This window comes from Synechocystis sp. FACHB-908 (assembly GCF_014698595.1).
Lineage (GTDB): Bacteria > Cyanobacteriota > Cyanobacteriia > Cyanobacteriales > Microcystaceae > Synechocystis.
This window is the reverse complement of record NZ_JACJTH010000011.1, coordinates 336,420-361,894: the sequence shown is the minus strand read 5'-3', so window position 1 is coordinate 361,894 and position 25,475 is coordinate 336,420. Positions and strand designations below refer to the sequence as shown.

General features: G+C 48.7%; 28 protein-coding genes and 1 tRNA gene. 14 read left to right on the top strand and 15 right to left on the bottom strand.

From position 1 onward, the window contains the following. Positions 1-121: 121 nt before the first annotated feature. Together H6G46_RS04800 and sixA are read right to left on the bottom strand one after the other, a co-directional pair. Positions 122-1,315, bottom strand: coding sequence for a citrate synthase (locus H6G46_RS04800; protein WP_010873488.1), 1,194 nt, complete (start codon positions 1,313-1,315; stop codon positions 122-124). Positions 1,316-1,508: 193 nt separating this feature from the next. Further along, positions 1,509-2,003: a phosphohistidine phosphatase SixA gene (sixA, locus tag H6G46_RS04795; RefSeq protein WP_010873489.1), complete on the bottom strand. Its 495-nt coding sequence runs from the start codon at positions 2,001-2,003 to the stop codon at positions 1,509-1,511. A 62-nt stretch (positions 2,004-2,065) separates the two neighbouring features. Between sixA and H6G46_RS04790 the strand changes: the two genes are divergently transcribed. The 4 genes from H6G46_RS04790 (at position 2,066) to H6G46_RS04775 (ending at position 5,455) form a co-directional block, all read left to right on the top strand. Next, a complete protein-coding gene (locus H6G46_RS04790) occupies positions 2,066-2,869 on the top strand; it encodes an alpha/beta hydrolase (protein WP_010873490.1) in 804 nt (267 codons plus the stop codon). A gap of 93 nt (positions 2,870-2,962) precedes the next feature. Then, the gene (locus H6G46_RS04785; protein WP_010873491.1) at positions 2,963-4,159 is read left to right on the top strand and encodes a saccharopine dehydrogenase family protein; all 1,197 of its coding nucleotides are present in this window, start codon (positions 2,963-2,965) and stop codon (positions 4,157-4,159) included. A gap of 25 nt (positions 4,160-4,184) precedes the next feature. Further along, positions 4,185-4,400 carry a sulfur carrier protein ThiS gene (thiS, locus tag H6G46_RS04780; RefSeq protein ID WP_010873492.1) on the top strand — a complete coding sequence of 72 codons (216 nt, stop codon included), beginning with the start codon at positions 4,185-4,187 and terminating at the stop codon, positions 4,398-4,400. A gap of 74 nt (positions 4,401-4,474) precedes the next feature. Next, the gene (locus tag H6G46_RS04775; RefSeq protein WP_010873493.1) at positions 4,475-5,455 is read left to right on the top strand and encodes a ribonuclease Z; all 981 of its coding nucleotides are present in this window, start codon (positions 4,475-4,477) and stop codon (positions 5,453-5,455) included. Here the strand turns inward: H6G46_RS04775 and H6G46_RS04770 are convergent. The 3 genes from H6G46_RS04770 to purU all read right to left on the bottom strand — a co-directional run bounded on the left by H6G46_RS04770 (position 5,437) and on the right by purU (position 8,101). Beyond that, on the bottom strand, positions 5,437-6,120 hold the full coding sequence (locus tag H6G46_RS04770; protein WP_010873494.1) for a helix-turn-helix domain-containing protein: 684 nt from the start codon (positions 6,118-6,120) through the stop codon (positions 5,437-5,439). The genes H6G46_RS04775 and H6G46_RS04770 overlap by 19 nt on opposite strands. A gap of 31 nt (positions 6,121-6,151) precedes the next feature. Further along, entirely contained in the window at positions 6,152-7,153 is a 1,002-nt protein-coding gene (locus H6G46_RS04765; protein ID WP_010873495.1) for a glycosyltransferase, read from the bottom strand. Positions 7,154-7,246: 93 nt separating this feature from the next. Then, entirely contained in the window at positions 7,247-8,101 is an 855-nt protein-coding gene (gene purU, locus H6G46_RS04760; RefSeq protein WP_010873496.1) for a formyltetrahydrofolate deformylase, read from the bottom strand. Between the two features lie 177 nt (positions 8,102-8,278). Between purU and H6G46_RS04755 the strand changes: the two genes are divergently transcribed. After that, positions 8,279-8,983 (top strand): carbonic anhydrase, encoded by a 705-nt coding sequence (locus H6G46_RS04755; protein ID WP_041426032.1) that lies wholly within the window; start codon positions 8,279-8,281, stop codon positions 8,981-8,983. Position 8,984: 1 nt separating this feature from the next. Here the strand turns inward: H6G46_RS04755 and H6G46_RS04750 are convergent, their stop codons facing one another. The 5 genes from H6G46_RS04750 to ilvN all read right to left on the bottom strand — a co-directional run bounded on the left by H6G46_RS04750 (position 8,985) and on the right by ilvN (position 15,872). Continuing rightward, positions 8,985-9,755 carry a hypothetical protein gene (locus tag H6G46_RS04750; RefSeq protein WP_010873498.1) on the bottom strand — a complete coding sequence of 257 codons (771 nt, stop codon included), beginning with the start codon at positions 9,753-9,755 and terminating at the stop codon, positions 8,985-8,987. Positions 9,756-9,781: 26 nt separating this feature from the next. Then, entirely contained in the window at positions 9,782-13,501 is a 3,720-nt protein-coding gene (locus H6G46_RS04745) for a HEAT repeat domain-containing protein (protein WP_010873499.1), read from the bottom strand. A 157-nt stretch (positions 13,502-13,658) separates the two neighbouring features. Continuing rightward, entirely contained in the window at positions 13,659-14,213 is a 555-nt protein-coding gene (locus tag H6G46_RS04740) for a glutathione S-transferase family protein (protein WP_010873500.1), read from the bottom strand. Positions 14,214-14,306: 93 nt separating this feature from the next. After that, positions 14,307-15,254, bottom strand: a complete 948-nt coding sequence (locus H6G46_RS04735; protein ID WP_010873501.1) for a hypothetical protein — start codon at positions 15,252-15,254, stop codon at positions 14,307-14,309. Between the two features lie 99 nt (positions 15,255-15,353). After that, entirely contained in the window at positions 15,354-15,872 is a 519-nt protein-coding gene (ilvN, locus tag H6G46_RS04730) for an acetolactate synthase small subunit (RefSeq protein ID WP_014407139.1), read from the bottom strand. A 229-nt stretch (positions 15,873-16,101) separates the two neighbouring features. Here ilvN and H6G46_RS04725 point away from each other — a divergent pair, with 229 nt between their 5' ends. The 5 genes from H6G46_RS04725 to chlG all read left to right on the top strand — a co-directional run bounded on the left by H6G46_RS04725 (position 16,102) and on the right by chlG (position 19,171). After that, positions 16,102-16,290 carry a DUF3285 domain-containing protein gene (locus H6G46_RS04725; protein ID WP_010873503.1) on the top strand — a complete coding sequence of 63 codons (189 nt, stop codon included), beginning with the start codon at positions 16,102-16,104 and terminating at the stop codon, positions 16,288-16,290. A 4-nt stretch (positions 16,291-16,294) separates the two neighbouring features. Continuing rightward, positions 16,295-16,834: an rRNA maturation RNase YbeY gene (gene ybeY, locus H6G46_RS04720; RefSeq protein WP_010873504.1), complete on the top strand. Its 540-nt coding sequence runs from the start codon at positions 16,295-16,297 to the stop codon at positions 16,832-16,834. Between the two features lie 64 nt (positions 16,835-16,898). Further along, entirely contained in the window at positions 16,899-17,426 is a 528-nt protein-coding gene (locus tag H6G46_RS04715) for a diacylglycerol kinase (protein WP_010873505.1), read from the top strand. Between the two features lie 36 nt (positions 17,427-17,462). Further along, positions 17,463-18,053 (top strand): aminodeoxychorismate/anthranilate synthase component II, encoded by a 591-nt coding sequence (locus tag H6G46_RS04710; protein ID WP_014407140.1) that lies wholly within the window; start codon positions 17,463-17,465, stop codon positions 18,051-18,053. A 143-nt stretch (positions 18,054-18,196) separates the two neighbouring features. Further along, entirely contained in the window at positions 18,197-19,171 is a 975-nt protein-coding gene (gene chlG, locus H6G46_RS04705) for a chlorophyll synthase ChlG (protein ID WP_010873507.1), read from the top strand. A 146-nt stretch (positions 19,172-19,317) separates the two neighbouring features. On the opposite strand, the gene H6G46_RS04700 is transcribed toward chlG, so the two are convergent. From H6G46_RS04700 to H6G46_RS04685, 4 genes are all read right to left on the bottom strand, one after another. Further along, positions 19,318-20,145, bottom strand: coding sequence for an amino acid ABC transporter substrate-binding protein (locus H6G46_RS04700; protein ID WP_010873508.1), 828 nt, complete (start codon positions 20,143-20,145; stop codon positions 19,318-19,320). A gap of 155 nt (positions 20,146-20,300) precedes the next feature. Then, entirely contained in the window at positions 20,301-20,567 is a 267-nt protein-coding gene (gene pipX / locus H6G46_RS04695) for a transcriptional coactivator PipX (protein WP_010873509.1), read from the bottom strand. Between the two features lie 152 nt (positions 20,568-20,719). Further along, entirely contained in the window at positions 20,720-21,907 is a 1,188-nt protein-coding gene (locus H6G46_RS04690) for an AI-2E family transporter (protein WP_010873510.1), read from the bottom strand. Positions 21,908-21,953: 46 nt separating this feature from the next. Next, positions 21,954-22,376 carry a hypothetical protein gene (locus H6G46_RS04685; protein ID WP_020862141.1) on the bottom strand — a complete coding sequence of 141 codons (423 nt, stop codon included), beginning with the start codon at positions 22,374-22,376 and terminating at the stop codon, positions 21,954-21,956. Between the two features lie 179 nt (positions 22,377-22,555). On the opposite strand from H6G46_RS04685, the gene H6G46_RS04680 reads away from it, so the two are divergent. Further along, positions 22,556-22,879 carry a phasin family protein gene (locus H6G46_RS04680; RefSeq protein WP_020862140.1) on the top strand — a complete coding sequence of 108 codons (324 nt, stop codon included), beginning with the start codon at positions 22,556-22,558 and terminating at the stop codon, positions 22,877-22,879. Between the two features lie 61 nt (positions 22,880-22,940). Here H6G46_RS04680 and H6G46_RS04675 read toward each other — a convergent pair. Then, positions 22,941-23,013: transfer RNA gene (locus H6G46_RS04675), tRNA-Ala, on the bottom strand. A 26-nt stretch (positions 23,014-23,039) separates the two neighbouring features. Here H6G46_RS04675 and H6G46_RS04670 point away from each other — a divergent pair. The 3 genes from H6G46_RS04670 (at position 23,040) to H6G46_RS04660 (ending at position 25,468) form a co-directional block, all read left to right on the top strand. After that, positions 23,040-23,345: a hypothetical protein gene (locus H6G46_RS04670; RefSeq protein WP_010873513.1), complete on the top strand. Its 306-nt coding sequence runs from the start codon at positions 23,040-23,042 to the stop codon at positions 23,343-23,345. A 74-nt stretch (positions 23,346-23,419) separates the two neighbouring features. After that, positions 23,420-24,529: a patatin-like phospholipase family protein gene (locus tag H6G46_RS04665; protein ID WP_010873514.1), complete on the top strand. Its 1,110-nt coding sequence runs from the start codon at positions 23,420-23,422 to the stop codon at positions 24,527-24,529. 273 nt (positions 24,530-24,802) lie between these two features. After that, positions 24,803-25,468 (top strand): hypothetical protein, encoded by a 666-nt coding sequence (locus H6G46_RS04660; RefSeq protein WP_010873515.1) that lies wholly within the window; start codon positions 24,803-24,805, stop codon positions 25,466-25,468. The last annotated feature ends 7 nt before the right edge of the window (positions 25,469-25,475 follow it).

Below are 25,475 nucleotides of genomic sequence, written 5' to 3'. Positions count from 1 at the left end.
ATCAAAACATCCCTGGGGTAAACAACAGCAAAAAATGGCTAAGGCTAGTCAGACAGAGCATGCCAACCCCAGCAAGGGAGCTGGAATTGAGCCGATTTAGATCAACACGATTAAGCTCAGTTTAAATAATCGCATTGGGGTCTTCATTGCGGGCCACGGAAACTACCCGTTCTGTCATGGGAACATAAGATAAATTATGGTCACCGATGTAAATTTGGGTAGGACGGTAAATTTTATTGACTGATAATTGTTCCTTCCAGTGGGCCAACCAACCCGCCACCCTGGCGATCGCAAATAGGGGCGTAAACAGATCGGCGGGGATGTCTAGCTTGCGGTAAACCAAACCGGAATAGAAGTCCACATTGGGGTAAATGCCCTTTTGACCCACGTATTCTTCCACTACTTTTTCCAACTCCACTGCGATTTCGTAATATTCGTCGTGGCCCATTTTGGCAAATAACTGTTCAGCCAAATCCTGCAAAATAATTGCCCGGGGGTCTTTGACTTTATAAACTCGGTGGCCAAAGCCCATGATGCGCTGTTTGTTGGCCAGGCATTTTTCCACGTAGGGGCGGACATTTTCCACTGAGCCAATTTCTTCAAGCATATTTAGCACTTCTTCGTTGGCTCCCCCGTGGAGCGGCCCCGCCAAAGTCCCCACCGCCGAGGCAACCACTGCATAGGGATCCGTGAGAGTAGAAGCCGTTACCCGGGCCGAAAAGGTGGACGCATTCATGGTGTGCTCAGCATGGAGGGTCAAACACACATCAAACACTTTGGCGGCAAAGGGGTCTGGCTCCTTCTCCGTCAGCATGTAAAGGAAGTTGGAAGCGTAATCCAATTTATCATTGGGCTGAATGGGATCGTTACCCTCCCGGATCATGTGGAAAGCTGCCACCATGGTGGGGATTTTGGCTAACAGACGCACCACCGCCGCCCGGATATATTTGGGGTCATCCAAGGCCCGTCGAGCATAGAACAATCCCAAGGCCGCCGCTGAAGTTTGCAAGGCATCCATGGGGTGCCCTGTTTCGGGAAAACATTTCATCATGTCCCGGATGTGGTACTTAATGCGTCGATGGGTGCGAATTTCGTACTCAAACTCTTCGATCTCTGCCTGGGTGGGCAATTTACCCCAGATGAGCAGATAGGCTACTTCGATAAAACTACTGGATTTGGCTAATTCTTCGATGCGAATGCCCCGGTACTCCAAAATACCGTCGGTGCCATCCACATGGCTCACCCTCGATTTAGCGGCGGGGACTCCGGCTAGGCCTTCTTTAAACACTTCGTTATCAGTCATCATATAATTCACCTATAACGGACAATGCCACTACTGTTGTTGCTTAGAGATTTGGATTAACAAAAAATTGCGCCGGCCCGGGCCAGCCTGTCCCCATATCCATATTAGGGAATCTGAAGGAATTCTGGAAATTTACCTTCACCCCTGGATTGAGCCCAGTACTGGTCCGACGAGCTTCGATCATTCGATCAATTGTGGGCTAGATCTAGACCAGCCAACGGGGGGGAGTGAGCAAAAACAGTTGCCCTTCACCCGGTGGACAGTCCCAGGAAGGCAACGTTAAACCAATAATGCCAGCTTTCTTAACAATTAATTTGCCTTGGGGGCTACCAAAAGTGAGATATTCAGCCCAGTTGGCCAAATCCGGCTGATGACCCACTAGGGCAAGGCAACGGTGACTGCGGTGGCGATATTCTTCTTTTAAATCATTGATGCCTTGGGGAATGTCTTCCCCGGGGGCGAGGGAGGAAAAGGTTTCCAATTGGGGTGCAAGCCCCTGGTCCATGAGAATCTGTGCTGTTTGTTGAGCTCGTACTAAAGGACTAGTGAGAATGAGGTCAAATTCCACTCCGATCGCCTGGAGGCGTTGGGCCACTCGCTGGGTTTTGTCCTTACCTTTTTTAGTCAACTGGCGATCGCCGTCGGGGATATCCGGGGACTGTTCCTGGGCAATGCCGTGACGAATAAGGTAAAGTTCCATAGAAATGACCGATAAAATAGGGAAGTTAGAGGCGATGGGCCGGCAAACTCAAGCAGAAAGCCATGGAAAAATACAACATCCAAGTTTTAGGTAATGTTAATTCCCAAGAAACCTTAGTTTTTGCCCATGGGTTTGGGAGTGAACAAAACGCTTGGCGCTCTATCTATCCGGCCTTTGAAGAAAATTATCGCATTGTTTTATTTGACTTTCCTGGCAGTAAACCCGCTAATAGCAAAGATTTTGATATTCAAAATTACAATTCCCTCAAGGATTATGCCGATGATTTGATGGAGATCGCCCATTTGGCAGGGGTGCGTCAGGGAATTCTAATTGCCCACTCTGCTAGTTGCATGATTGGGGTGCTAGCCAGTTTGCGGGATCCGAATTTGTTTAAGGGCATGGTTTTCATTTGTGGTTCCCCCCGCTATCGGGATGATGGGGATTATAAAGGCGGTTTTAGCCAAGAAAAAATCGCCACAATTCTCAATGAAATGAGCCATAACTATGCCGAGTGGATTCGCACCTATGCCCCGGCGGCGGTTAATGATCCCAACAAGCCAGAATTGGTGGAAGAATTTTCCCATTGTCTTTTGCAACTGCGTCCTGACATTGGCTTGGTGGTATTTAGTCTCATCATCATGTCCGATTACCGTCGGGAGGTGGCCCAGGTGGAGATCCCGACCTTAATCGTGCAACCCCAGGAGGACATTTTTGTGCCGCCCACAGTGGGGGCTTATCTTTACAGGATTATGAAAAATAGTGAACTTTATTGGATTGATACTCCGGGGCATTTTCCCCATCTGGCTAACCCAACGGAAATCACCAAGGCGATCGCCGATTATTTACAGGAAAATGAATTCGTTTAACTGGTGACCCTAAGACAGGTTTATGGCGCGGGGCTTCTCGCGTTTTAAGCTAATATTTGGGGGACAGCTTTTGGGGCACTGGAGGGTTTAACAATGGCTAAAGTAATGATTGTGGGAGCTGGGGGCGTGGGCAGTGTGGTGGCCCACAAATGCGCGGCTTTAGAGGACTTTACAGACATTCTTCTGGCTAGTCGCACGGTGGCCAAATGTGATCAAATTGCGGCTCACATTGGTTCCCCCAAGGTTAAAACTGCTGCCCTGGATGCTTTTCAGGTTAGTGACACGGTCAAACTCCTACAGGACTTTGGGGCCGACTTGCTCATTAACGTGGCTTTGCCCTACCAGGACTTGGTGTTGATGGATGCTTGCTTAGAAGCGGGGGTGGATTACCTCGACACCGCTAATTACGAGCCTCCCGACGTGGCCAAGTTTGAATATAGTTGGCAGTGGGCTTACCAAGACAAGTTTAAGGATGCCGGGTTAATGGCTCTGTTGGGTTGTGGCTTTGACCCAGGGGTAACGGGAGTTTTTACTGCCTATGCCCTCAAGCACCATTTTGATGAGATCCATTACCTAGACATTGTGGATTGTAATGCGGGGAACCATGGTCAGGCCTTTGCCACCAATTTCAACCCAGAGATTAATATTCGCGAAATTACCCAAAAGGGCCGTTACCACGAAGATGGGGTTTGGCAGGAAATTGATCCCCTTTCCGTTCACCGGGATATTAACTATCCCCACATTGGCGATCGCCCTTCCTATTTGCTCTACCACGAGGAATTGGAATCCCTGGTGAAAAATATTCCTACCCTGAAACGGGCCCGCTTTTGGATGACCTTTTCGGAAGCTTACATTAACCATCTGCGGGTGCTGGAGGCGGTGGGTATGACCCGCATTGATGAAGTGGAATACCAGGGGCAAAAAATTGTCCCCCTACAATTTCTCAAGGCTGTGTTACCGGAACCCGCTTCCTTGGCGGAAAATTATTCGGGGCAAACCTCCATTGGTTGCTACATCAAGGGCGTTAAAGATGGTCAAGCCAAAACCTATTACATCTACAATAACTGCGACCATGCTGTCTGTTTTGCCGAAGTAGGCTCCCAGGCCATTTCCTACACCACCGGAGTGCCCGCCGCGTTGGGGGGACTGATGATGGTACAGGGCAAATGGAAGCAAGCAGGGGTATTCAATGTGGAAGAAATGGACCCCGATCCGTTCCTCGCCAAATTGGGGGAAATGGGTTTGCCCTGGCACGAAGTAGTCAACGGCCCTTTTCCTTTTGACGATTAGTGATTAGTTTTTAACTCAATTTTTAATGACTTCTGACCCCATTACCCTCCTCGTCAACGGCGATCGCCAAATCGCTTCTAGTCCAGTTACATTGCCGGATTTTTTGCAAAATCAAGGGTTTAACCTCCGCTTAATTGCGGTGGAATACAACGGTGAAATTCTCCATCGACAATTTTGGCCGGAAACCCAATTGCAAAACGGCGATCGCCTGGAGGTAGTTACCATTGTGGGAGGCGGCTAGCTTTTAATGGGGAGTGGTATAGCACCGCCTAGAATGGTTCTTAGCCCCAAATTTTTTTTGTAAGCACTTTTTCTGTGGAAATTACTTTTCTTGGTACCAGCTCCGGCGTTCCCACCCGTAACCGCAATGTTTCCAGCATTGCCCTCCGTTTACCCCAAAGGGCGGAATTGTGGTTATTTGATTGCGGAGAAGGCACCCAACACCAGTTTTTGCGCAGTGAAGTCAAAATTTCCCAATTGACCCGCATTTTCATTACCCATCTCCACGGCGACCACATTTTTGGGCTGATGGGTTTATTGGCTAGCTCCGGTTTAGCTGGCTCCGGTCAAGGTATTGAAATTTATGGCCCAGAGGGCTTGGGGGATTATTTAGAAGCCTGTTGCCGTTTTTCTAGTACCCACCTGGGCAAACGCCTCAAAGTTCACACTGTCCGAGAAAATGGGCTAATTTACGAAGATAAGGATTTTCAAGTCCACTGCGGTTTACTAAAACATCGCATTCCGGCCTATGGGTATCGAGTGGAGGAAAAGCAACGGCCAGGGCGTTTCAATGTGGAGCAAGCGGAAGCTTTGGGCATTCCCTTTGGTCCTATTTACGGCCAGTTAAAACAGGGAAAAACCGTCACCCTGGAAGATGGTCGCCGAATTCGAGGTCAGGACCTCTGTGAACCACCGGAACCGGGCCGGAAATTTGTTTACTGTACTGATACGGTCTTTTGTGAAGAGGCGATCGCCTTGGCCCAGGAAGCAGATTTGCTGGTACATGAAGCCACTTTTGCCCATCAGGATGCCCAGCTAGCCTTTGACCGGCTCCATTCCACTTCCACCATGGCAGCCCAGGTAGCTTTGTTGGCCAATGTCAAGCAGTTAATCATGACCCATTTCAGCCCCCGCTATGCCCCCGGCAATCCCCTGCAACTGGAAAATCTACTGGCGGAAGCCCAAGCTATTTTTCCCAATACCCGTTTGGCTAGGGATTTTTTAACGGTGGAAATTCCTCGCCGCACAGCCGATCCTGCCATCGCAATGTCAACCCCTCAGGCATCCCCTGCATAGCCGACCTTAGCCCGATACAGTAAAGCTTCGCTGCGTCGGTAACCCACGTAACGCACCATCACCATGGTCCCAACGTCTGGCCGTGGCCCTGGACCGATAAATTCATGGTATTGGGGATCGTAGGGCACCATTTCCCCCACAGTGGCGATCACCTCCACTTGCCATTGTTGAAGTAGGGTCGCGATGGGTTTAGTGAGGGGTAAAAGCTTTTGGGCTGGCCATTGGGGATTTTGTTGGGCGGCGGCGGCGGCAGTGGGCCATTGCAGTAACCAAGGCTCAAGAATTTCTAGAGCTTTTTGTTGCCATTGACTTTCCAATTGCTGGGATTGATAGGTCAATTGCCGTTGCAGTCTGGTATATTCCCCTTGCAATGCCTTAATGGTCTGCTGTAGTTGTTGGTTTTCCTCGATCACCGCTTGATCTTGTTCTATTTTTCCTAATTCGTTTCCTCCACCCAATTCTTGCCACAACTCTTCTAGGGTTAAACCCAAGGCGATCGCCAATTTGACCATAACGCCCAGGGGAATTTGTGCTATCAAACCCCGCTCTAAACGGTAGAGATACCAAGTGGAAATGTCTGCCGTTTCTGATAGTTTAGACAGAGAAGCATAACCAGCTTGCTCACAAAGTCGTTGTAAATTTTCTCGGTAAGGAATATTAGTCATAGGGAATTAACAAAATGATTACGATCAAGTTTTAGCTTGACTTAAACTTATTTTTTACTTTTGTCAGTAAACTTTTAAACTTTAGCCAAGCAATTCTTCTTTGGGTTAAAGGTTCAATGGTTTGACTAAAACTGGGATGATAATCAAAAAATTCGTTAATATCTAATAAAATCACCCTTAACCGTTCTAAAATATTTTCCCGACGATACTCTGCCAACAAATTGGGGTCTACCCTGCGCCATTGCCTAGAACCTTTTACCACACCTAGAATTCTTTGACAGTCGTAGTCCAGAGCGTAACCAGCAATTTTTTCGCAGTTAAATCCAGGGTCTAGATAATCGGAGAGCCCCCCATTGACACTAGAAAAAACATGACAGCCACAGGCCATGGCTTCCATGGGTTGCAGGCCAAAACCTTCACTTACTCCCTGTTGCGCCCAATATTCTGCTGAATCGTAAAGATAAACTTTAGCCCGGTTAAATATTCCCGTTAAATCTTCTACGTAACTGTCAATTACTTTTACGTTACATTGACTCTGTAAAGCCGGAATTAATTGTTTTAATAAATAGTGGGATGATTTACGAGCTTGCACCAACACATCAATGTCCCGGACTAGGCCTAAATCACTGAAATCTTCGGAAATATGATTGGGTAAATAATACAGTAAAGAATGGGGCGATCGTTGTCCCCAATAACCCATGGTGTTGCGGCTAATGCAAACGATGGGCAAAGCTGTCGGTAAATCAAAGCCGTAGCCGGTACTGTGGGCGTGGTAAATTACCCGATAACCCTGCAATTTTTTTGCTAATTTGGGAATATCAAAGCCCCAACTAATCACAAAAATTACTTGACCTAAATCTCCCTGAGACAAAATATCATCTAAAAAAAGCGTGTTTGGTTCCCGCTGTTTATAGGTAACAATGGTGGCAGGACAAATTTCTTGTACCAGCTTGATGGTTTTTAATTCTGCCCATAGGCCGCCACAGACGAATTTACCCCCTAATCCCGGTAATAAAAAGTAAAGTTTACGCATTGAAGTTTGATTTAAATATACGGAATAAAAATAAGTTAATAAATATTAAAACACTAAAATAAATCTTAGCTTTTGATCTGAATGTCACTAAAATTAAGCAAACACCACAGTGCGGTTATCATAAACAAGAATTCGATGTTGCAAATGTAAACGCACGGCCCTAGCCAGCACCACCCTTTCTAAATCTCTTCCCTTACGAATTAAATCGTCCACATTATCCCGGTGACTAACCCTGACCACATCCTGCTCGATAATTGGACCCTCATCCAATTGGGCGGTGGCATAGTGGGCGGTGGCTCCAATGATTTTTACGCCCCGCTCATGGGCACGATGGTAGGGATTAGCGCCGGGAAAAGCCGGTAAAAAAGAGTGGTGAATATTAATAATGTTGGGAAATTGAACCACAAAATCCGTGGTTAAAATTTGTAGATATTTTGCTAACACCACTAGATCAATTTGGTACTGTTTCAACAAAGCCAATTCGGCCGTTTCCTGAGCTAATTTATTCTCTTTCGTAATGGGTAAACAATGGAAATCAATGCCAAATTGGTCAGCAATGGATTTGAGGTCAGGATGATTACTAATAATGAGGGGAATTTCACAACGCAACTCTCCCGATCGCCAACGCCAGAGAATATCGAGCAGACAATGGTCTTGCTTGGACACCCAGAGGGCTAACCGGGGCAACTGGTCAGAAAAATGAATTTGCCAAGTAGCTTGGAGTTGCTCAGCCAATTGGGACCAAGCGGATAACAACTCCGGACGGGATAGGCGAAAATTGTCCAACTGCCACTCCACCCGATTTAAAAAAAGTCCACTGGAGAAGTCCGTGTGCTGGTCGGCATGGATAATATTGCCCTGGTTTTGATAAATAAACTGGGCAATTTGGGCCACAATGCCCGGTTGGTCAGGACAGGAAACAAGCAGTGTTGCGGTGAGATTTTGCATCAAAGACAAAGGAATACAGCCCTAGGAATATGAGACGATAGTCCACCTTGTCATTTTCCCACTTAGTGCCCCCAGGGAATTTTTCTGACTATGATGGGGAAAATTGAAAAATTTGCCCTAACTCAAAATACCTCAGTTTTTTTAGTTGTTCTTCCTGATACTCAGCTAAATTACCCCATGGCTAAAATCCCTACTATTGATCGCCGTCAGTTAATCCAATATGGCGGAGCTTTCCTCGGCACTAGCTTGATGGCCACCATACTGGGCAATCAAATGGCTGGTAACCCGGCTGCCCAGGCCCAGTCTGCTAACCAAACGCCCCAGCAACTTTTAACGGAATTGATGGAGGGCAATGGACGTTTTGCCGCACAAAAAAGGGTTAAGGCCAACCAAGACCTCTATCGTCTTGCGGAAGTGGCCCAAGGTCAAAATCCCTTTGCCGCTATCCTTAGTTGTGCCGATTCCCGAGTACCGCCGGAGATTATCTTTGATCAGGGTTTAGGGGATTTGTTCATCTGTCGCATTGCCGGCAACGTCGCAACCCCTCAGGAGGTGGGAAGCTTGGAATTTGGCACCCTAGTTTTGGGAGCAAAGGTGTTGATGGTTTTGGGACACCAAGGTTGTGGGGCTGTGAAAGCCGCCATGGATGGGGGAGATTTACCGGGACAAATTGGCAGTGTGATCAAAAAAATTGATATCGGCTCTGTTACCGATGACAGCAGTAATGCCGCCAGTGTGGTCATGGCCACGAAAGCCAACGTTGAACACCAAATGGCAGTACTCATACAATCCCCGGTGCTAAGTCAATTGATAGCTGAAGAAAGGTTATTGATTATGGGCGCTTACTACAATCTAGAGTCGGGCATTGTAACACTGTTGTAGTTCAATCAATCAAGACATCTTCCCCGGAATCGCTTTGGCTGGCTTCCCATTCCACATTGGGCATGGACTCGAAAGCTTGACGTACATAGGATTCCCACAGGCTACGCATTTTAGCCAGGTAGGGATCTCCCAAGCGTAGTTGTAGTGTATGGCGCACGGAAAAATGATTGGCCTCCACCATGGTCAGATTAATGGGGGGCCCAACGGAAATATTTGACTTCATAGTGGAGTCAATGGAAAGCAAGGCGCATTTGGCCATGGCTTCCAGGGGGGTGTCATAGGTGATGGTGCGGTCCAGCAACGGCTTGCCATACTTAGTTTCGCCAATTTGTAGGAAGGGAGTCTCCTTGGTGGCTTGGATGAAATTACCCTGGGGATAAATCAAGTACAATTCCTGGTGCGGTTCCCCCTTAATTTGCCCTCCCAAGAGGAAATTGCACTGAAAATCAATGCCATCTTTTTCTAGCCATGGTCGGTCTTTTTCCTGCATTTCCCGCACCTTACCGCCGATGTAAGTGGCCACTTCGTGCATAGTGGCAATGTTGTGGAGATGGTCCCCGTCATCCCGCTGGATATCTCGGTCAATCTGATGGAGCACCGCCTGGGTAATGGCTAGGTTGCCGGAGGTGCAAAGAATTAAAATTCGATCGCCAGGGAGAGAATAATCAAATAATTTCTTATAGGCGGAAGTATAATCTACCCCCGCATTAGTGCGGGAATCTGCCCCCATGACCATGCCAAAACGATTAATTAAACCCAAACAATAGGTCATAGCCAAAGTGTGATGATTTTAGTAATTCAAGGGGAGGTGAGACAATTTTGCAACCAAGCGACAATGTCCGCCGCCGTAGTTTGGGATTCCCGCAACTGAAAATAGGGCAACACCACAGTTTTCGGGGCCGGCGTCACCCCCAAAATGGCGATCGGGCCATGGAAAGTGCCCAACTGCTGCCAAAGTTGTTCCAGGTCTAGGGGGGAGGGACTCAACTGTTCGAACAACAGCAGAAGGGGATGACCTTGCTTCCGTTGTAGTTGATGCCAGTAGAACCGCAGTTTAGATAAATTATCAGGGATAGCTCCGTCAAATTCAGGACAATCTTGGTCAAGCATTTGGTCGTAGATATCCACACTGGGATTATCCAAGTTCAAAAATTGACTAGTATCAATCCAAATTATCCGACAACCATTGAGGGGATCACTTTCCCCCTGTAAAGTTTGGGCCAGGGAGTATCGGAAAAAGGATCTTTGTTTAGAACTTTTCCCAGGAATACTGGTGCCGGACACCGCCAGGGGAGTTTGATGCCATGCTTGATAAAAGTCAGCATAGGTCATTTGTCGGGCACAGTACCAAAAAATTTGCCAATGGTCTGCCAAGTTTTCCCCTTGGGGCCGGGCACATAGCTCCCGCAACTGATAAACCACCGTGGGTAATAACTTACGGGGCACAATTTTGATCAAAGCCTGGGTTCCATCCTGACGGACCCGATCTTCAGGATTTTCCAGCAGTAATCCCACCAGGGCTTGGGTCACTTCCCGATTGTTAGAGCCGATTTGGGCCAAGGTTTTCACCACACCCCGGAGTATTTCTGCCTCAGTATCGGTGCCAACCACACGGATTAGGGCCGCCAACACAGCAGGATTATTTTTTCCCACCAGGGCTAAATCTTGGGCGGCCGCTAGGCGGATACTTTCGTTGTCGCCATTTTGCAGGAGATTGATCAGGGCCATGAGGGCAGAAAGGTTACCTGGATCAATGGTGGCTAGACTGGCGGCGGCCTGTCGTTGGCCATAGGGATCCTCCTTGTTACGCAATAGACGTAGGAGAGTATTAATGGCGATGGGATTACCTGGATCAATGCGGCCTAAAATTTCGGCCCAAGTTTGGAGATGCTCGCTGGTTTCGGTGTTTTCCAACAAATATACCAGGGAAGACAAAATGCCGACGTTCTGGGGATCGACTTTTAGCAGAGCTTGGATAGTTTCATTGAGCAACCAGTCCCCTTCTTCCGTGCGGGGTTGGGCCACGGCTTTTTCCACTAGGGTAGTTAGGGTGGCGATCGCCGAGGGGTCTCCCTGGCCAATTTTGGCCAGACTACTGACAATTAACCAACGGACAAAAACATCCTCCTCCGCCATCAATAGGTCAGCTAAGCCAGCTACGACGGTGGGCGACGGCACTTCCACTTCCCCCAGACTATAGATGGCTTGTTTTCGCAACGGTAGGGGTTGATCTGCTTGGATATGCCTTTGGAGAACGACCAGAGCAGTGGGGTTGCCGGGGTCAATTTTTTCTAGACTTTCGGCTGTCTGGCAGAGAAAAGCCCCAGGGGGATAAAGCCTTAGTTTTTGCAGCAGGCCGGCAATGACCAGGCTGTGGTTTTTGCCCACCACTTCCAAACATTGCAACACCTGACGATGGTGCAGAACCGATAATTTGGGAGAAAGAAAATCCAGCAGAGCTTTAATCACCGGCAAGTTGCCCACGGCACAATGGGCTAAGGTCTGGAGGGCTAGGCTGTAATCTTTTTGGCCAGGGCGCAATGCCGCCAAGAAAGTAGCTACCCCGGGGGAACTATTGGGATCAATTAAAATCAGTGCGGAGGCAATGGCAAAGCGCAAACTAGATTGTTCATGGAGGGCTAACTGTTGCTCTAAAACTTCGATCGCCTGGGGAAATCCCTGCCCCCACTGTCCCAGCCATTGGCAGCATTGACCATATATCCGGTCATCTTCGGTGGTTTGTAGAATTTTGAGCAGGGCTTGGAGCACTGGCGCGCGGTGGGTTTCAGTCAAAAGCGCCGTCACCCATTTTTGTTGACCCCCATTACCTGCCATGGGCGGCAATCCCTGGGCTAATAATCTGGCCACAATTTCATCGGCCTGGGCAAGGTCGGGACATTCCCTTAGGGCCAGGGCCGCACACTCCAAAGCCCTGAGTCCGTAAAAATTTTCCGGGCTACAACGGTCGTCAAACTCCAACATTGCCTGGAGAAAGGCTTGTTTATTGACTAAGCTGATATCTTCCCTTCCCCACCAAAAGGCCAATACCCTCTGCCACTCTGGATCGAAAATACGATACTGATGCCGATAAATATCTAGGAAAAAGTGCCAATCGGCGATCGCCAGGGCGGCAAAATAATCCCGAAAAGTGTCGTCGGCAAAGCCATAGCCCCTTTCCCAAACGCCTTTGCGCACAGCAGTCTTGGGAATTAACCAGCCCAATTGCAAAGCCGAACGCAACAGGGGGGAATCTTTGCCAAAAATTTTTTCCACTTCCACCGGGGCCAGGGGCCGATGGTCAGCTCGGTTTTCCCCCAGCATTTGTTTAGCTAATTGACCCAAAAGCTGGGCCAACTCATCCTGCTGTCCTGGTTTGGTAGGGGCCCATTCACTCTGCCACAGATAAAAAGCCTTAACTAATTTGTTATACAGAGCTCCACTGCTGACGGGAAAGTCCCTCGGTTGATCTGCCCAAAAGCGACAGCACAGCATTAAGCGCCGGGGACGGAGGAGATAGGGACGTAAATACCTCACCGAGGGATTGGCCAGGGCCTCTTTCAAAGCATTGGCTAGGGCATTGGGCTTACCGGGGTTTTCCGGTTGACCCGGGCGATCGGCGCTGAAATAATCTTCAATGGCGATTTCCACGTTATCAGGATAGACCAGTGGCTCGATTTGATAACGGGTAAAACCGGCCAGTCCCCGGGGATCGTTGCGCCTGGTGTCCGGACGACAACTCAACAGCACCGGAGTGGTGGGCACTTCCGCCAAACTATCCTTGAGCCAGGTAAGGCTGCCTTGGGCCCCGGACATCTGGCTTGGGTCGGTAAAGGTGTAATCAATGCCGTCTAACACTAACCAAAACTGCCCCGTCTGGAGTCCCAGCAGTAAACTATCCCGCCAAGTTGCCGGGGGAATTTCTTCTTCGAGGGCCATGGCTTCTTGTAACCAAGGACCAAATAGATAGTCTTTGATGCTCCGGTGTTTAAAACGAGAGGGGTTAAGCCAGATGGGTAAGCAATGGGCCTGGCCTTCTTGGTGGCGTTGCCAGAGCCCCTGGGCAAAATGTTGCAAAAAAATTGTTTTCCCAGATCCCGCTTCCCCCACGATCGCCAGGTAACGGCTTTTTTCCCCTCCCTCGGCGATGGGAGTTAATAAACTGTCCAAAAATTCCAGGGGGCCATAGCTAGCCGGGGCGTTGTGGCCGCCGGTAGATCCGCTGGCAATAACCTTAAGGGAACGGGGAATGCGACCGGCTTTTTTCACAACCCATTCCGGCTGAGTTTGCACTGAGGTGCAGGGGAGAGCCCGGTAGAGCAACTGTTGACATACCGTGGCCCAGTCGGGGACATTCGGGGAACTTTCCTGGTTATTTTCTTGACCGTGGTGATTGTTCGCTGTCCCTGAAAGGCTGGAGGAGTGGACCATGGTAGTTGCCAACAAGGTGGGGAGGAAGCAGGAATTGGGGGCGATCGCCAGGAATTTTGGGTCACAGGCAGAATAAATTCCCTCTGGCATTCACTGTACCAAATCTACCTACCCTAGAACCGTTGGCCGGGGCAAATAATTACCGACAAATTCGCACTTCCACCAATCATGTAGTTTATTTTGACTATAAAAATAAACTATGATGGGGCCATGGGGTTAGGGTTTCCCAGGTTGATCTGGTCACTGGTCAGCGGGCACCGATGGAAGCTTGGAAAGCCGGTCGTTGCACTAGGCCCTGGACGTAGGCCGCCACCGCAGGATAGTCGTCAAAATTAAGTTTGAGCATGATGGGGACATAGGCCAAAATTGAACCGACGGCCACATCCACCACCGAAAATTTTTCTCCGAGGATAAATGGCGATCGCCCTAAAATTTTCTCCAAAGATTGCAACAGTCGGGGCATTTCCTTTTCCCGCACTGCTTCAATAAATAAACCATTGGCCAGGGTGGAATTGGCAAATAAAATCCACTGGTTAACTAGAGCTCTGGCCTGGGCATCGGCGGGAATGGTGCTAGCTTTTTCCGCTAAGTAAAGCAAAATTGCACCGGATTCCCAGAGATGAAAGTTCCCATCGGCGATCGCCGGCACCTTACCAAAGGGATTAATGGCTAAATAGGGAGCTTGGCGATGTTCCCCTTCCTTGAGGTTAACGTTGACGAATTCGTAGGGCAGGGATAATTCTTCTAAGTACCACTGAATGATGGAGGCTCGACTTTGGGGGGCACCGTATAGTTTGATCATGATTTTTTCTCCGATTTGATGCTGTTTAATCCTAGATGTTGTCCTGGCTTGGGAAACCGATCCCCAGCAGAGTTTTGCAAAAAAGTTATCGCCCTACGGAAGATTAAAAACCACCATATCCTGGCCCACCACCGGCGATCGGGCAATGAGATCCCCTTTTAGATCGTAAATCCACAGTCGTCGGAAGGAAAGTTTTTGGGCCCTCTGCCATAGGGCATCTAGGAGGGTTTGTTGCTGTTTGGGGGACAATTCCTGCCAGGAATCGCCTACCGTCAAGGTCAAGCGACTGGCTAAAAAGTTTGGTTCGATGCGCTCCATCAACTGGGGAGGATAAAGTCCTTCTAAATCTACTAATTCCCGCTGAATCACCGCCAATAAACTCTGTTCCGGAGTTAAGGGGGCCAGGGGCAGGGGGGAAACGGCCACGGGTGCGGGGGGAGAGGGGGCTTCCAGGACTGTGGGTAATCCGGTCTCTTCAACTAAATTGGTTGTCTTTTCGGGAGATGTATTGACGGTATTGGGCGTGGAATCGGCCAGGGGCACCGGGGGCTGCTCTTTAGTCGGCAAAAGCGTTGCTACATTAGCCCATTGGGTCGCTAATTGATCCCAAAGTGGCGGCAGATTAAGGGGGGGAATACCAATCCAAAGGACAATCCCCACCAAAATTCCCAACAGGGCAGTGGCAATGGTGGCCAAAATACCGAATTTCCCTTTTTTACGGGGTTTGACTTTATTAACTTGGGGGGAAGCGCTAACATCTGTTTCTACAGATTCAGCAAAAAAATCGTCCCATTGTTCCGTTTGCAGATCACCAGGTAGGGGGCCTGGTTGCAGAGGGGCGGGGGCAGAAGTTGCAGAACTATTGACCAACACCGCTAAGCGGCTAGCCGTGGCCTGGAGGCGGTCAACGGCTGCTCGGGGAAGTTGGATGCCTTGTTGGGGATTGGCCTGTAACTTTTGAATTACCTGTTCAAGTTGCCCCAGGGTAGCTTCCAGTTGGGATGCGAGGGAGGGGTCTGATGGAGAAAATCGATCAGCCATGGAGATGTTTGCAAATACTGGGCAAAGAGCTCAGGACAACCCTGGGGAGACGTGCTTGAGGCCAATGGATATCAATGGTTAAAGAAGGAAGGATAGGCCCTAAAACTTGGATTCCAGGGATTTCAGATATTCCGTATTGACGCCGGATTCCCGCACCAAAGCAATTTTGCCCGTTCGAGCCACCTCTTTAATGCCGAACTTGGCCAACATCTGGAGGATTGCTACCATTTTACCCGGGTCCCCCACCACTTCGATGGTGACGGTGTCTTCGGAGATATCCACAATGCGGGCCCGGAATACCTGGGCTAGCTCAATCACTTCCGCTCGGTTAGGGGCATTGGCGCTCACCTTCACCAGCATCAATTCCCTTTCCACACAGGGAGTTTCGGTGATGTCCTGTACTTTAATTACGTTAACCAACTTGTAGAGTTGCTTGGTCAGTTGTTCGATGGTGTTCTCATCCCCCGGCACCACCATGGTGATGCGGGAAACGTCCCCCTGTTCCGCCGACCCCACCGCCAAGCTCTCAATGTTAAAACCACGGCGGGCAAATAGTCCGGCAATGCGGGTTAGCACTCCGGCTTCATCTTCAACTAAAACAGAGAGGGTGTGTTTCATGGGGGGCAAAGAAGGCGATCGCCGGTGGCCATTGGGGTAAAATTCCACCGGTCTGGGTTAGGGCCCAGTCGTGCAAAGTTAGTGAAATTCGTTGATAAATCCAGCCTTATATCCTACCATGCCCGCCGGGCAAGCTTGCATTTTGCAAAATTCCTCACTAGAGTTAGGGAAGCTGAAGAGTAGTCCGTCGGATCTTAAACGATTGTTTTTGCCCTTGCCATAGATTTTTATGAGTGATTTACCCACCCCGGAAGCGCCGGAAATGACCAATCCTGCCCCAGCGGAACCCCCACCGACCTACGTTAAGTTGGCTATGCGTAATATGGTGCGCAAAAAGGGCAAATCCCTAACCCATTTTTTTCTGTCCGCCAGTGCCCTCCTCGGAGTGCTGGTGGGGATTTCCTACCTAACCCGCTAAGGCCATGGCCCCTACCTCTGTTAACAAGATTGCGGTGGAATTAAGCTTACAAACTGATTTGACTGGTTCCGCCATGGCGAGTTCAGGGGTGGAAGAGTTACTAACCAATCCCTGGCAAGGGTGGTGTCAACGCTGGCTGGAATACCTGGCAGATTGTCTTCCCCCCGCCTCCAGCTACGAACTCACCTTACTATTCACCGGCGATCGCCGTATCCAAGAGTTAAATCGTAAATTTCGCCACCAGGATAAGCCCACCGACGTGTTGGCTTTTGCGGCCTTAGAAGGAGATTTTCCCTTAATAGAATCTGAAGAAACGGAGGAACCCCTTTATTTGGGTGATATAGTGATCTCCCTAGAACGGGCTGACCATCAGGCTAGGGAACGGGGCCATAGTGCAAAATTAGAAGTCGTGTGGTTAACGGCCCACGGCCTACTCCATCTCCTCGGTTGGGATCACCCCGACGAAGCCTCCCTCACCACCATGTTGTCCGAACAATCCCATCTATTAACTTTAATCGGCCAAAATCCTCCCCTATTCACCTAAAACTTGTAATCCAGGTTACATAGGAGAATTGTTCTGTCGACTACACTGCTCGGAGTCGTAGCTCATGAAATCGGTATATCCCATGTCTTCCCCATCCTCGGCGGTTTTTGCTGATCAGGGTTTATCCGGCAAGGCTAATCAGACCCAGCCCCCTCCTCCCCTGGGTCTGGTGGTACCTGCCTCCAAGCCCGGTGCTAAAAAGCCGTTGAGAAAAAATGCCTGGCAGGTGGCCCCCAATCTCTTGGTAAGTTTTCGTTACGCCTGGGCCGGAGTTAGTTATGCCTTTGCCACCCAGCGGAATTTTCGTATCCATACCTTCACAGGGGTAGCGGTCATCACAGCGGCCTCTCTGTTGCATTTAGAGGCGATCGCCGTGGCGGTGCTGGCCCTGACTTCCTGCCTAGTAATGATTTTGGAGTTGTTAAATACAGCCCTGGAATCGGTGGTGGATTTAACGGTGGGGCAGTCCTACCATGAGCTAGCTAAAATTGCCAAAGACTGTGCGGCCGGAGCAGTATTATTAGCGGCGATCGCCGCAGTGATAGTGGGGGGCTGTTTATTATTACCACCACTGCTATCCTTGATGGTCTAATCCCCGTCCACATTTGACCGTAAAGGAGCATTCCAGTTGATTCTGGTCATAGATAACTACGACAGTTTTACCTACAACCTCGTTCAGTATTTAGGCGAATTGGGGCAGAAATACGCCGTAGCCGAAGATCTGAAGGTGTATCGCAACGATCAAATTAGCCTCGAAGAAGTTAAATCCCTCCAGCCCGATGCCATTGTTATTTCCCCCGGCCCTGGCCGTCCCGATGACGCGGGCATTTCCCTCCAGTTAATTGAAAAGCTCAGCGCCTCCACGCCGATTTTAGGCGTTTGCCTGGGGCACCAGAGTATTGGCCAAGTATTTGGGGGCAAGGTGGTGGCCGCCCCGGAATTGATGCACGGCAAAACTTCCCAGATCTACCATCAACAACAGGGCATTTTTGCTGGTCTAGCCAGTCCCGTGCAAGCAACCCGTTACCACAGTCTGATCGTTGAGCGGGAGAGTTTGCCGGAGTGCCTGGAGGTGACGGCCTGGTTGGCCGACGGCATGGTAATGGCTTTTCAGCACCGGGACTATCCCCATGTGCAGAGTGTGCAATTCCATCCGGAAAGTATTCTCACGAAGGAAGGGAAGCAAATGCTGGAAAACTTTCTGCAGAGTCTCGGTTAGGAACTTTCCTCTCAATTCGGCCTAAGTCGGTCAAGGTTTAACCCCCAACCAAGTTACCCCCATTGTTCCATGGCATTCCTAGCCCCAAGGGTGATAGGCTGGGTCAGTGTTTTTGGGTACGCTAGTCAACCTTTGAATCATCTATGTCTGACACACAAAATACCGGCCAAAACCAAGCCAAGGCTCGGCAGTTACTGGGCATGAAGGGGGCCGCCCCGGGGGAAAGTTCCATTTGGAAAATTCGTCTTCAGTTGATGAAGCCCATCACTTGGATTCCCCTGATCTGGGGGGTGGTCTGTGGGGCCGCTTCTTCCGGGGGCTACATCTGGTCAGTGGAGGATTTCCTTAAAGCCCTCACCTGTATGTTGTTGTCCGGCCCGTTAATGACCGGTTATACCCAAACCCTCAATGATTTTTACGACCGGGACATCGACGCCATCAATGAACCCTACCGACCTATTCCTTCCGGGGCCATTTCCGTGCCCCAGGTGGTGACCCAAATTTTAATTCTGTTGGTGGCTGGTATTGGCGTTGCCTACGGCTTGGACGTGTGGGCCCAGCACGATTTTCCCATTATGATGGTGCTCACCTTGGGGGGAGCCTTTGTTGCTTATATTTACTCTGCACCACCGTTGAAGCTAAAACAAAATGGCTGGTTGGGTAACTATGCTCTGGGGGCTAGCTACATTGCCCTACCGTGGTGGGCGGGCCATGCTCTGTTTGGCACCCTCAATCCCACCATTATGGTCTTGACCCTAATTTATAGCTTGGCTGGTTTGGGCATTGCGGTGGTTAACGATTTCAAAAGTGTGGAAGGCGATCGCCAATTGGGGCTCAAGTCCTTGCCGGTGATGTTTGGTATCGGGACAGCAGCTTGGATCTGCGTGATCATGATCGACGTTTTCCAAGCGGGTATTGCGGGATACCTGATTTATGTTCACCAACAGCTTTATGCCACCATTGTGTTGCTATTGCTCATTCCCCAGATAACTTTTCAGGATATGTATTTTCTCCGTAATCCCCTGGAAAATGATGTCAAATACCAAGCCAGTGCCCAGCCATTTCTAGTTTTTGGTATGTTAGCCACCGGTCTGGCCCTAGGCCATGCGGGGATTTGAACTCTCTAACTGAAAGATTAAATCACGCTCAAAAAGCGTGCAATTCCAAGCCCAGGAAGCTAGCAAAAGAGTAGACCGGGCTTGGTTTTACTATTCAATGGGAGAAATGGTTGGTCAATTATCCCCGGCGATCGCCGTCCTAAAATCTAAAGGGGATCAACCCGCACCACATTGGTTTGGTCAATGTTGAACCATTCCTGGAGCAAATCATGGTTTTCCGTGCTAGAAATTACTTCATCCACAAAGCGTTTCCAGTCTCCGTCCCCCTGGGGCAGAATGCAAGCGTAAAGTTCCGTGGTAATGGGTTGATAAGGTCCTAGAGCGTATTCAGCTGGGTTTTTGCCCTGTTTAAGCAGTTCCCCCACTAGCAAAATGCCATCGCTGACAACGGCCTTCACCTGGCCCCCATCCAATTTAGCAATGCCTTCCTCCCGGTCTTGCACTGGCACCCACTGGGCTAGGGGATAAATTTTGGGGATGATATCAAAGGTGGTGGTGTTTTGAATGTAGGCAATGGGAATGCCCTCCAGGGTGCCATTAATGTTAAAGCCCTCCACACTGCCTTGTTTCATCAAAAACTTGGCCCCGGAAATAAAGAATGGAGCTGAAAAATCCACTAATTCCAACCGATCTTGGGTAATGGTGGTGGCTTCACAAACTATATCCAATTCCCCACTGGCGATCGCCTCAAAACGACTCTGGAGGTCAACCCTATCTAAATCAACCGTAATGGTCTTACCCATCTCTTCTGCCAACTTCAAGGCAATTAAGGCCATTAAATCAACCCCATAACCCTCCATTTCCCCATTGGCCATCTCAAAACCAAACGGGACAGCATCGGTGCGGGTTCCAGCCCGTAATTCCCCCGTGCGGGCCACCCTCTCCAACACAGTTTCCGCCTGGACCGGGGCGATCGCCACCAGGCCAGTGGTAAAGGTCAAAGCCAACCAAGTAAAAGCACTTTTGAGCAACATAAATTTCAATCCTTAAATTCGCTTGAATTTACTAAGGGTTTATCCAGGCTCAGGGTAGCGCAATTAGTTCGCTTGGGCCCAGATAAAATCCCATAGGAGACTGAAAATGTTCTAAAACGGCATAATCCCCGGGAACATTTACCAAGAAATCAATCTCAAAAAGTGTTTTTATGTAACTTTGCCAACACGTCATAGGCCTTAAAATCCCCGGCCCGGCGTAGAAACCTCAGGCGATTTTCAATTAATAGTTTGGCATCCGCCCTGGTAATGGGTTCAAATTGGGTATTGTTCGGCGTCGTTTTTACCAAAAAAAATAACCTTTGGGCATAAAGGGTAGTAAAAATCTCCTGATTATCATCCAAGAAACAAATCTGATACAAAAGCCCGAAGGTCGGATGGTTAAGGTAAATTTCGTTACTCATTGAGATCGGGGAGTTAGGGCAAGGACAAATTGCCAACCGAGATGGCTGTCACTGGCTAGAGAAATCTTACCCCTTCCTGTCCCTCCTTAAGCCGTTGGCACGAATTAACCTCAAATTTGCTGTAGTTTTTGATACGGACCGATCCATAGGCACTAAGGCCGGGGGGGCAGTGGTTGCACTTCTTCCTGGTTTTTAAAGTACAAAGGGTCTTGATTATGGTCTGGGGCTGGCACCAAGGGCTTCATGCTGCGGATTGCTCCCAGGGCCTCCTTAATCATCACAGCCGAAGGCACAGCCACTATTACCCCCAGTAGTCCGCCGATTCTGGCCCCGGTTAACAGGGAAATCAAGACCCAAAAGGGATTTAATCCTGTCACACTGCCCAGTACCCTGGGGGCAATGCCATTTTCAACAATTTGCTGGATCACTAGAGCCACCGCCAGCAGTTGCAACGCCATGCCAATGTCCCGCAGAGCTACCAAAAAAGTAACCAGCACAATGCCCACCGACCCACCAAAAGGAATTAGGGCCATTACTCCCACCGTGAGGCCAAAAAGTAAGCCAAAGGGAACTTTGAGCAGTAAAAAGCCAGAAATCAGCCCCAGGGCCATGCAGGTGGCGGACACCAATTGGCCGAGGAAATAGTTTTGGAAACTGCGGCGTAGAGTATCAGAAAAAGGTTTTTGGAAACGCTCTGGCAACCAACCTATGATGCTTTGCCAAACATCGTCGGTGTGGAGGAGGAGATAAAAGGTCAAAATTATCGTCAACAGTACGTCCAGCAAACGCACTACGGTGAAGACGGTCAAGCTTAGGGCGAGGTTGAGGGTGCTGCCAGCCAAGTTTTGTAATTCGGCCGCTAGGCGGCTGTTAATTTGGGGAATAAGACCATCAAAATTGACCGGCCAACCAAGAATCTCTGCCTTTTGATCCAACAATACCAATTGTTTCTGCCCCGAATCGAGCCAATCCGGTAGGCGGGCCACCAGTTGTTGGGCTTGGGATAGGGCGAGGGGAATGAGGGTTACCCCCAGGGCGGTGAAAATAATCAGGGCGGTGAGGAAAACAAAACTAGCCGCCACAAAACGTTTAGCCCCTTGTTTTTCTAGCCAGGCCACCGGGTAGTTGAGTAAAAAGGCGATGACGGAGGCAATGAGGCTAATAACAAAAAGGGATTCAAAATAACCAAAAATCGAGGACAGGGCCCTGGCATTGAGCACCATTAACGGGGCCCCCAGTACTAACACTAATAGGCGGGTGATGGCATTGAGGGAATTCCACCATTTGAACAACCAATTTTGCGGCGGGGGACTGGGATGATTGTTGGCTGGTTCTGTCATAGTTGGCGGTCTCGCAGAGAGCCTCGATCCAGGGGTCGTGGGAGTGTCAAATCTTTAAGGTCTGGGGCCATTTAGCTTTGATTGTTTCCCTCAATCCGGAGTGACAAAATTTTTGCCATTGGGAAGAGTATCGCCAAAACAGGGTAGCTAAGCTCCCACAGGAGAGGGAAAGCCCCAACAAAATAAAGGTGACTGGGGTAATGACCCCAATACTGAACCAAGAAGCAACGTGGAGCACCATTACTCCACAGACGGTGAGGGTGGCAACGTAGGCAGTGTTAACTGACCAGCGGGGTTGCCCTAGGGCAATTAAAACGGCGCAAATGGTGGTCCAGAGTAAAATTGACGGTACCAGGGCGGCGCAAATGCCAACGCAGTGGCCTCGGGAAAAATCAGCTAACCAGGTAATCAAATTCATACTCTCAAAAAAAAGTTCGGCGGCGATCGCCCATAGGACCGTGCCGCCCATTATATAGCAACAGCCCAAGGAGGGCATGGCAGTGGACTGGGGGCACCCAGAACTGAAAATTTAAAACGTTCACGATGGTTTTTGCTATGGTTGACGAGAAGGGCAAGGAGCAATGGAGTCGCCATTCTTCGCCTCAACTTTCGGCAAATTTTCAACTTTGTTCAATCCCGCAACCTTCCATGGATACAAACGACTGGCTTAAACAACTCTTGATGATCGGTGTTGGCACCACCACCCTCGTGGCGGAAAAACTCAGCGATGTGAGTGATCAATGGGTGAAGGAAGGCAAAATTAACGCCGACCAGGCCACCGCTTTTGTGGATGATTTGATGAACCAAATCAAAAACGAGCAGGGACAAATTGAAGCAAATCTGGAAAGACAACTGCGCAATATGCTCCAGGATTTGGGCCTACCCCGTCAGTCGGAAATGGACGAGTTGCGGGGACGTATAGATCGCCTAGAACGACAAATCCGTGACCTGGAAAATCAGCGTTGGCGTTAACCCTGGGTGGGGCCCATTGGCCCTGGTGAACAGTGACAAAACAATTGCACGATAGAGTTTATGGAGAATAGGGAACTCGAATCCCTGACCTCTGCGGTGCGATCGCAGCGCTCTACCAACTGAGCTAATTCCCCGAACTGACCCTCCATTCTAGCATTCGATGTTGCTGTTCGTTATCTGTTTTAATTTTGTCCTAGCCCTGGGCAATGTCTTCTTAGCCGTTAGGCTTTACTTTGTCTATCGACAGTTACAGCAACTCACCAAGCGTTTAGACCATTGGGAAAGCTGTTGCCATAACCTGTTTGCTCCGGCCCCTGCCCTGTTGACCAATTTGGCCCAAAAAAATCGACATTTACGTCAGCAGTACAATCTCTTGCTAAAACGTTGGTCTTTGATCAAAGGGGTGTTACAAATTTGGCAGTTGGCTAGTCAGGGTCGCTGGTGGGCGAACTTGGTTAATGATTAGGGAAAAATTAAGTTTTACAAAAATTTCCTGGCACAGTTGAAGAAACTTTCAGCAAATTAATCGCAGCAAAACCAATGAAACCCAAAGTGGCGATCGCCTGTCAGGGTGGGGGCAGCCAAACTGCTTTCACCGCCGGTGTAATGAAGGCTCTGTTCGAGAACAAGATGCAAGACCACTTCGACATTGTGAGTTTGAGTGGTACTTCTGGAGGCGCTATTTGTGCCCTACTAATTTGGTATGCCCTGAAAAAAGGAGAAAATCCGGTCTGGAAAAGATTGCTTGATTTTTGGCTGGATAACAGTGCCCAAACCTATCAGGAAAGATTTTTTAATGATTTTGTCATTAGGTCTCTGGAGTTGACCAGCAAAGGCATCGTTCCCCAGTATAGTGTGACTCCCTATTCTCCCCTAGCCCAGACCTGGTTAGCTTCGGCTACCCAAGGGTTACGGAGTCGCTTTATCAATTTAGAAGAATTGTTACAGGTTCATGTCGATTTTTCAGAGTTAGCAACTTGGGGCAAGCAATTAGAGCCCCCGGTACTTTTAATTGGAGCTTGCAATATTCTGACGGGAAAACTAGATAAGTTTAATTCTCGCCAGGAAGCCATAAGAATAGAGCATCTGCTTGCTTCGGCCTGTGTGCCAAATATTTTTCCCACCGTTGTTATTGAAGAAGAGGGTGAAAAAAAAGCTTACTGGGATGGCTTATTTTCTGATAATCCTCCCATTCGTTCTTTATACAGGCAAGATTTTGTCGGTATTGAGAACATTCCCCAGGAAATTTGGGTAATTAAAATTAATCCGACCCAGACCGATAAAATTCCCACCGATGCCGATGACATTGCCGATCGCCGCAATGAGTTGGAAGGGAATGTTTCTTTATTTCAAAGCCTGGATCAAATCGAATTTCTCAATTATTTATTTATAAAAGGAGCTTTTAAAGAGGAGTTTTTACAGGAAGTTGGCATCAAAGAGCCGTTAAAAATACCTAAGTCTTTTCCTGAAGATCCCGACCAAACTTATCATATACCAGCCATTGAAATGTCACCGGAATTGGCTAAAAGTTTAAATTATGAAAATAAATTAGATCGTTGCCCAGAAAACATTAATCGGCTGATTGCCGACGGAGAAAAACAGGGAAAGAAATTTATCCAAACGAGACTCCAACAAATGGGTATTCATTGATTATGAGCAAAAAATATGAGCTTTTATTTTAAGGTCATCAGGGCTAATCATTGTATTTCTTATCACTTTAATTCCTGCCCATGTACTCACCCAAACTAGCCCATATCCCCAATCGTTACAATCCTCTAATCAATCTAAATAAACTTTGGTATTACTAAGAAATATTCCTTTATTTTCTATCGAAGTTCCCTAAGGATGATATTTATGACTGGATATTAATATTTTTATGATGATAAGTTAAGTCCAAGGCAAACTAATTTTTAACCGTTGACAATGCTAAAAAAAATTTTCATTCTCGTCATGCTGTTAGCGATCGCCGGAGCGGGACTGGGTTACTATTTTTGGCGGCGGGCCACCCAAATTCCGGCTTGGTTTGAGGCAGAAACATCCACGCCCTCCATTGCTCCCCCAGCCGATTTTCTTCAGGAGAAGATTCGTCAAGAAATTGCCCAAAAGAATGATGGCGATCGCCAGGAACCAGTGAGGGTTACTTTGACAGAAAAAGAATTAGGGCAGGTCTTGCAAGGGGAAGTGGATCGTCAGTTGAAGATGGAATCTATACCCAGACTGCAAACTCAAATTAGGGGGGAAACCTTGGAAGTGGGCACAGTATTGGACCCCCAAATGTTGGACAATGCCCAACTGTCCCCGGGCCAAAAACGCATTGTTGATCGGGTTTTACCACTGTTACCGAGTCAAAATCAGCCTTTTTATGTTGCCTTAGAAGGTACGCCCCAACTGGCAGCAGGGCAATTGATTATGACGGAAAATTCCCGCATTAAAATTGGTGAGTTGAGCTTTCGCATCGGAGATATGGCCCAACGGTTAAATATTCCCCCGGAGAAGTTAAACCAATTACTGCAAGTAAATCTAGATGAGTTAAATTTACAGGGCGTACAAGTACAAGATGGCATGATGCAGTTAGAAGTTAATCCTTGACCTTAAT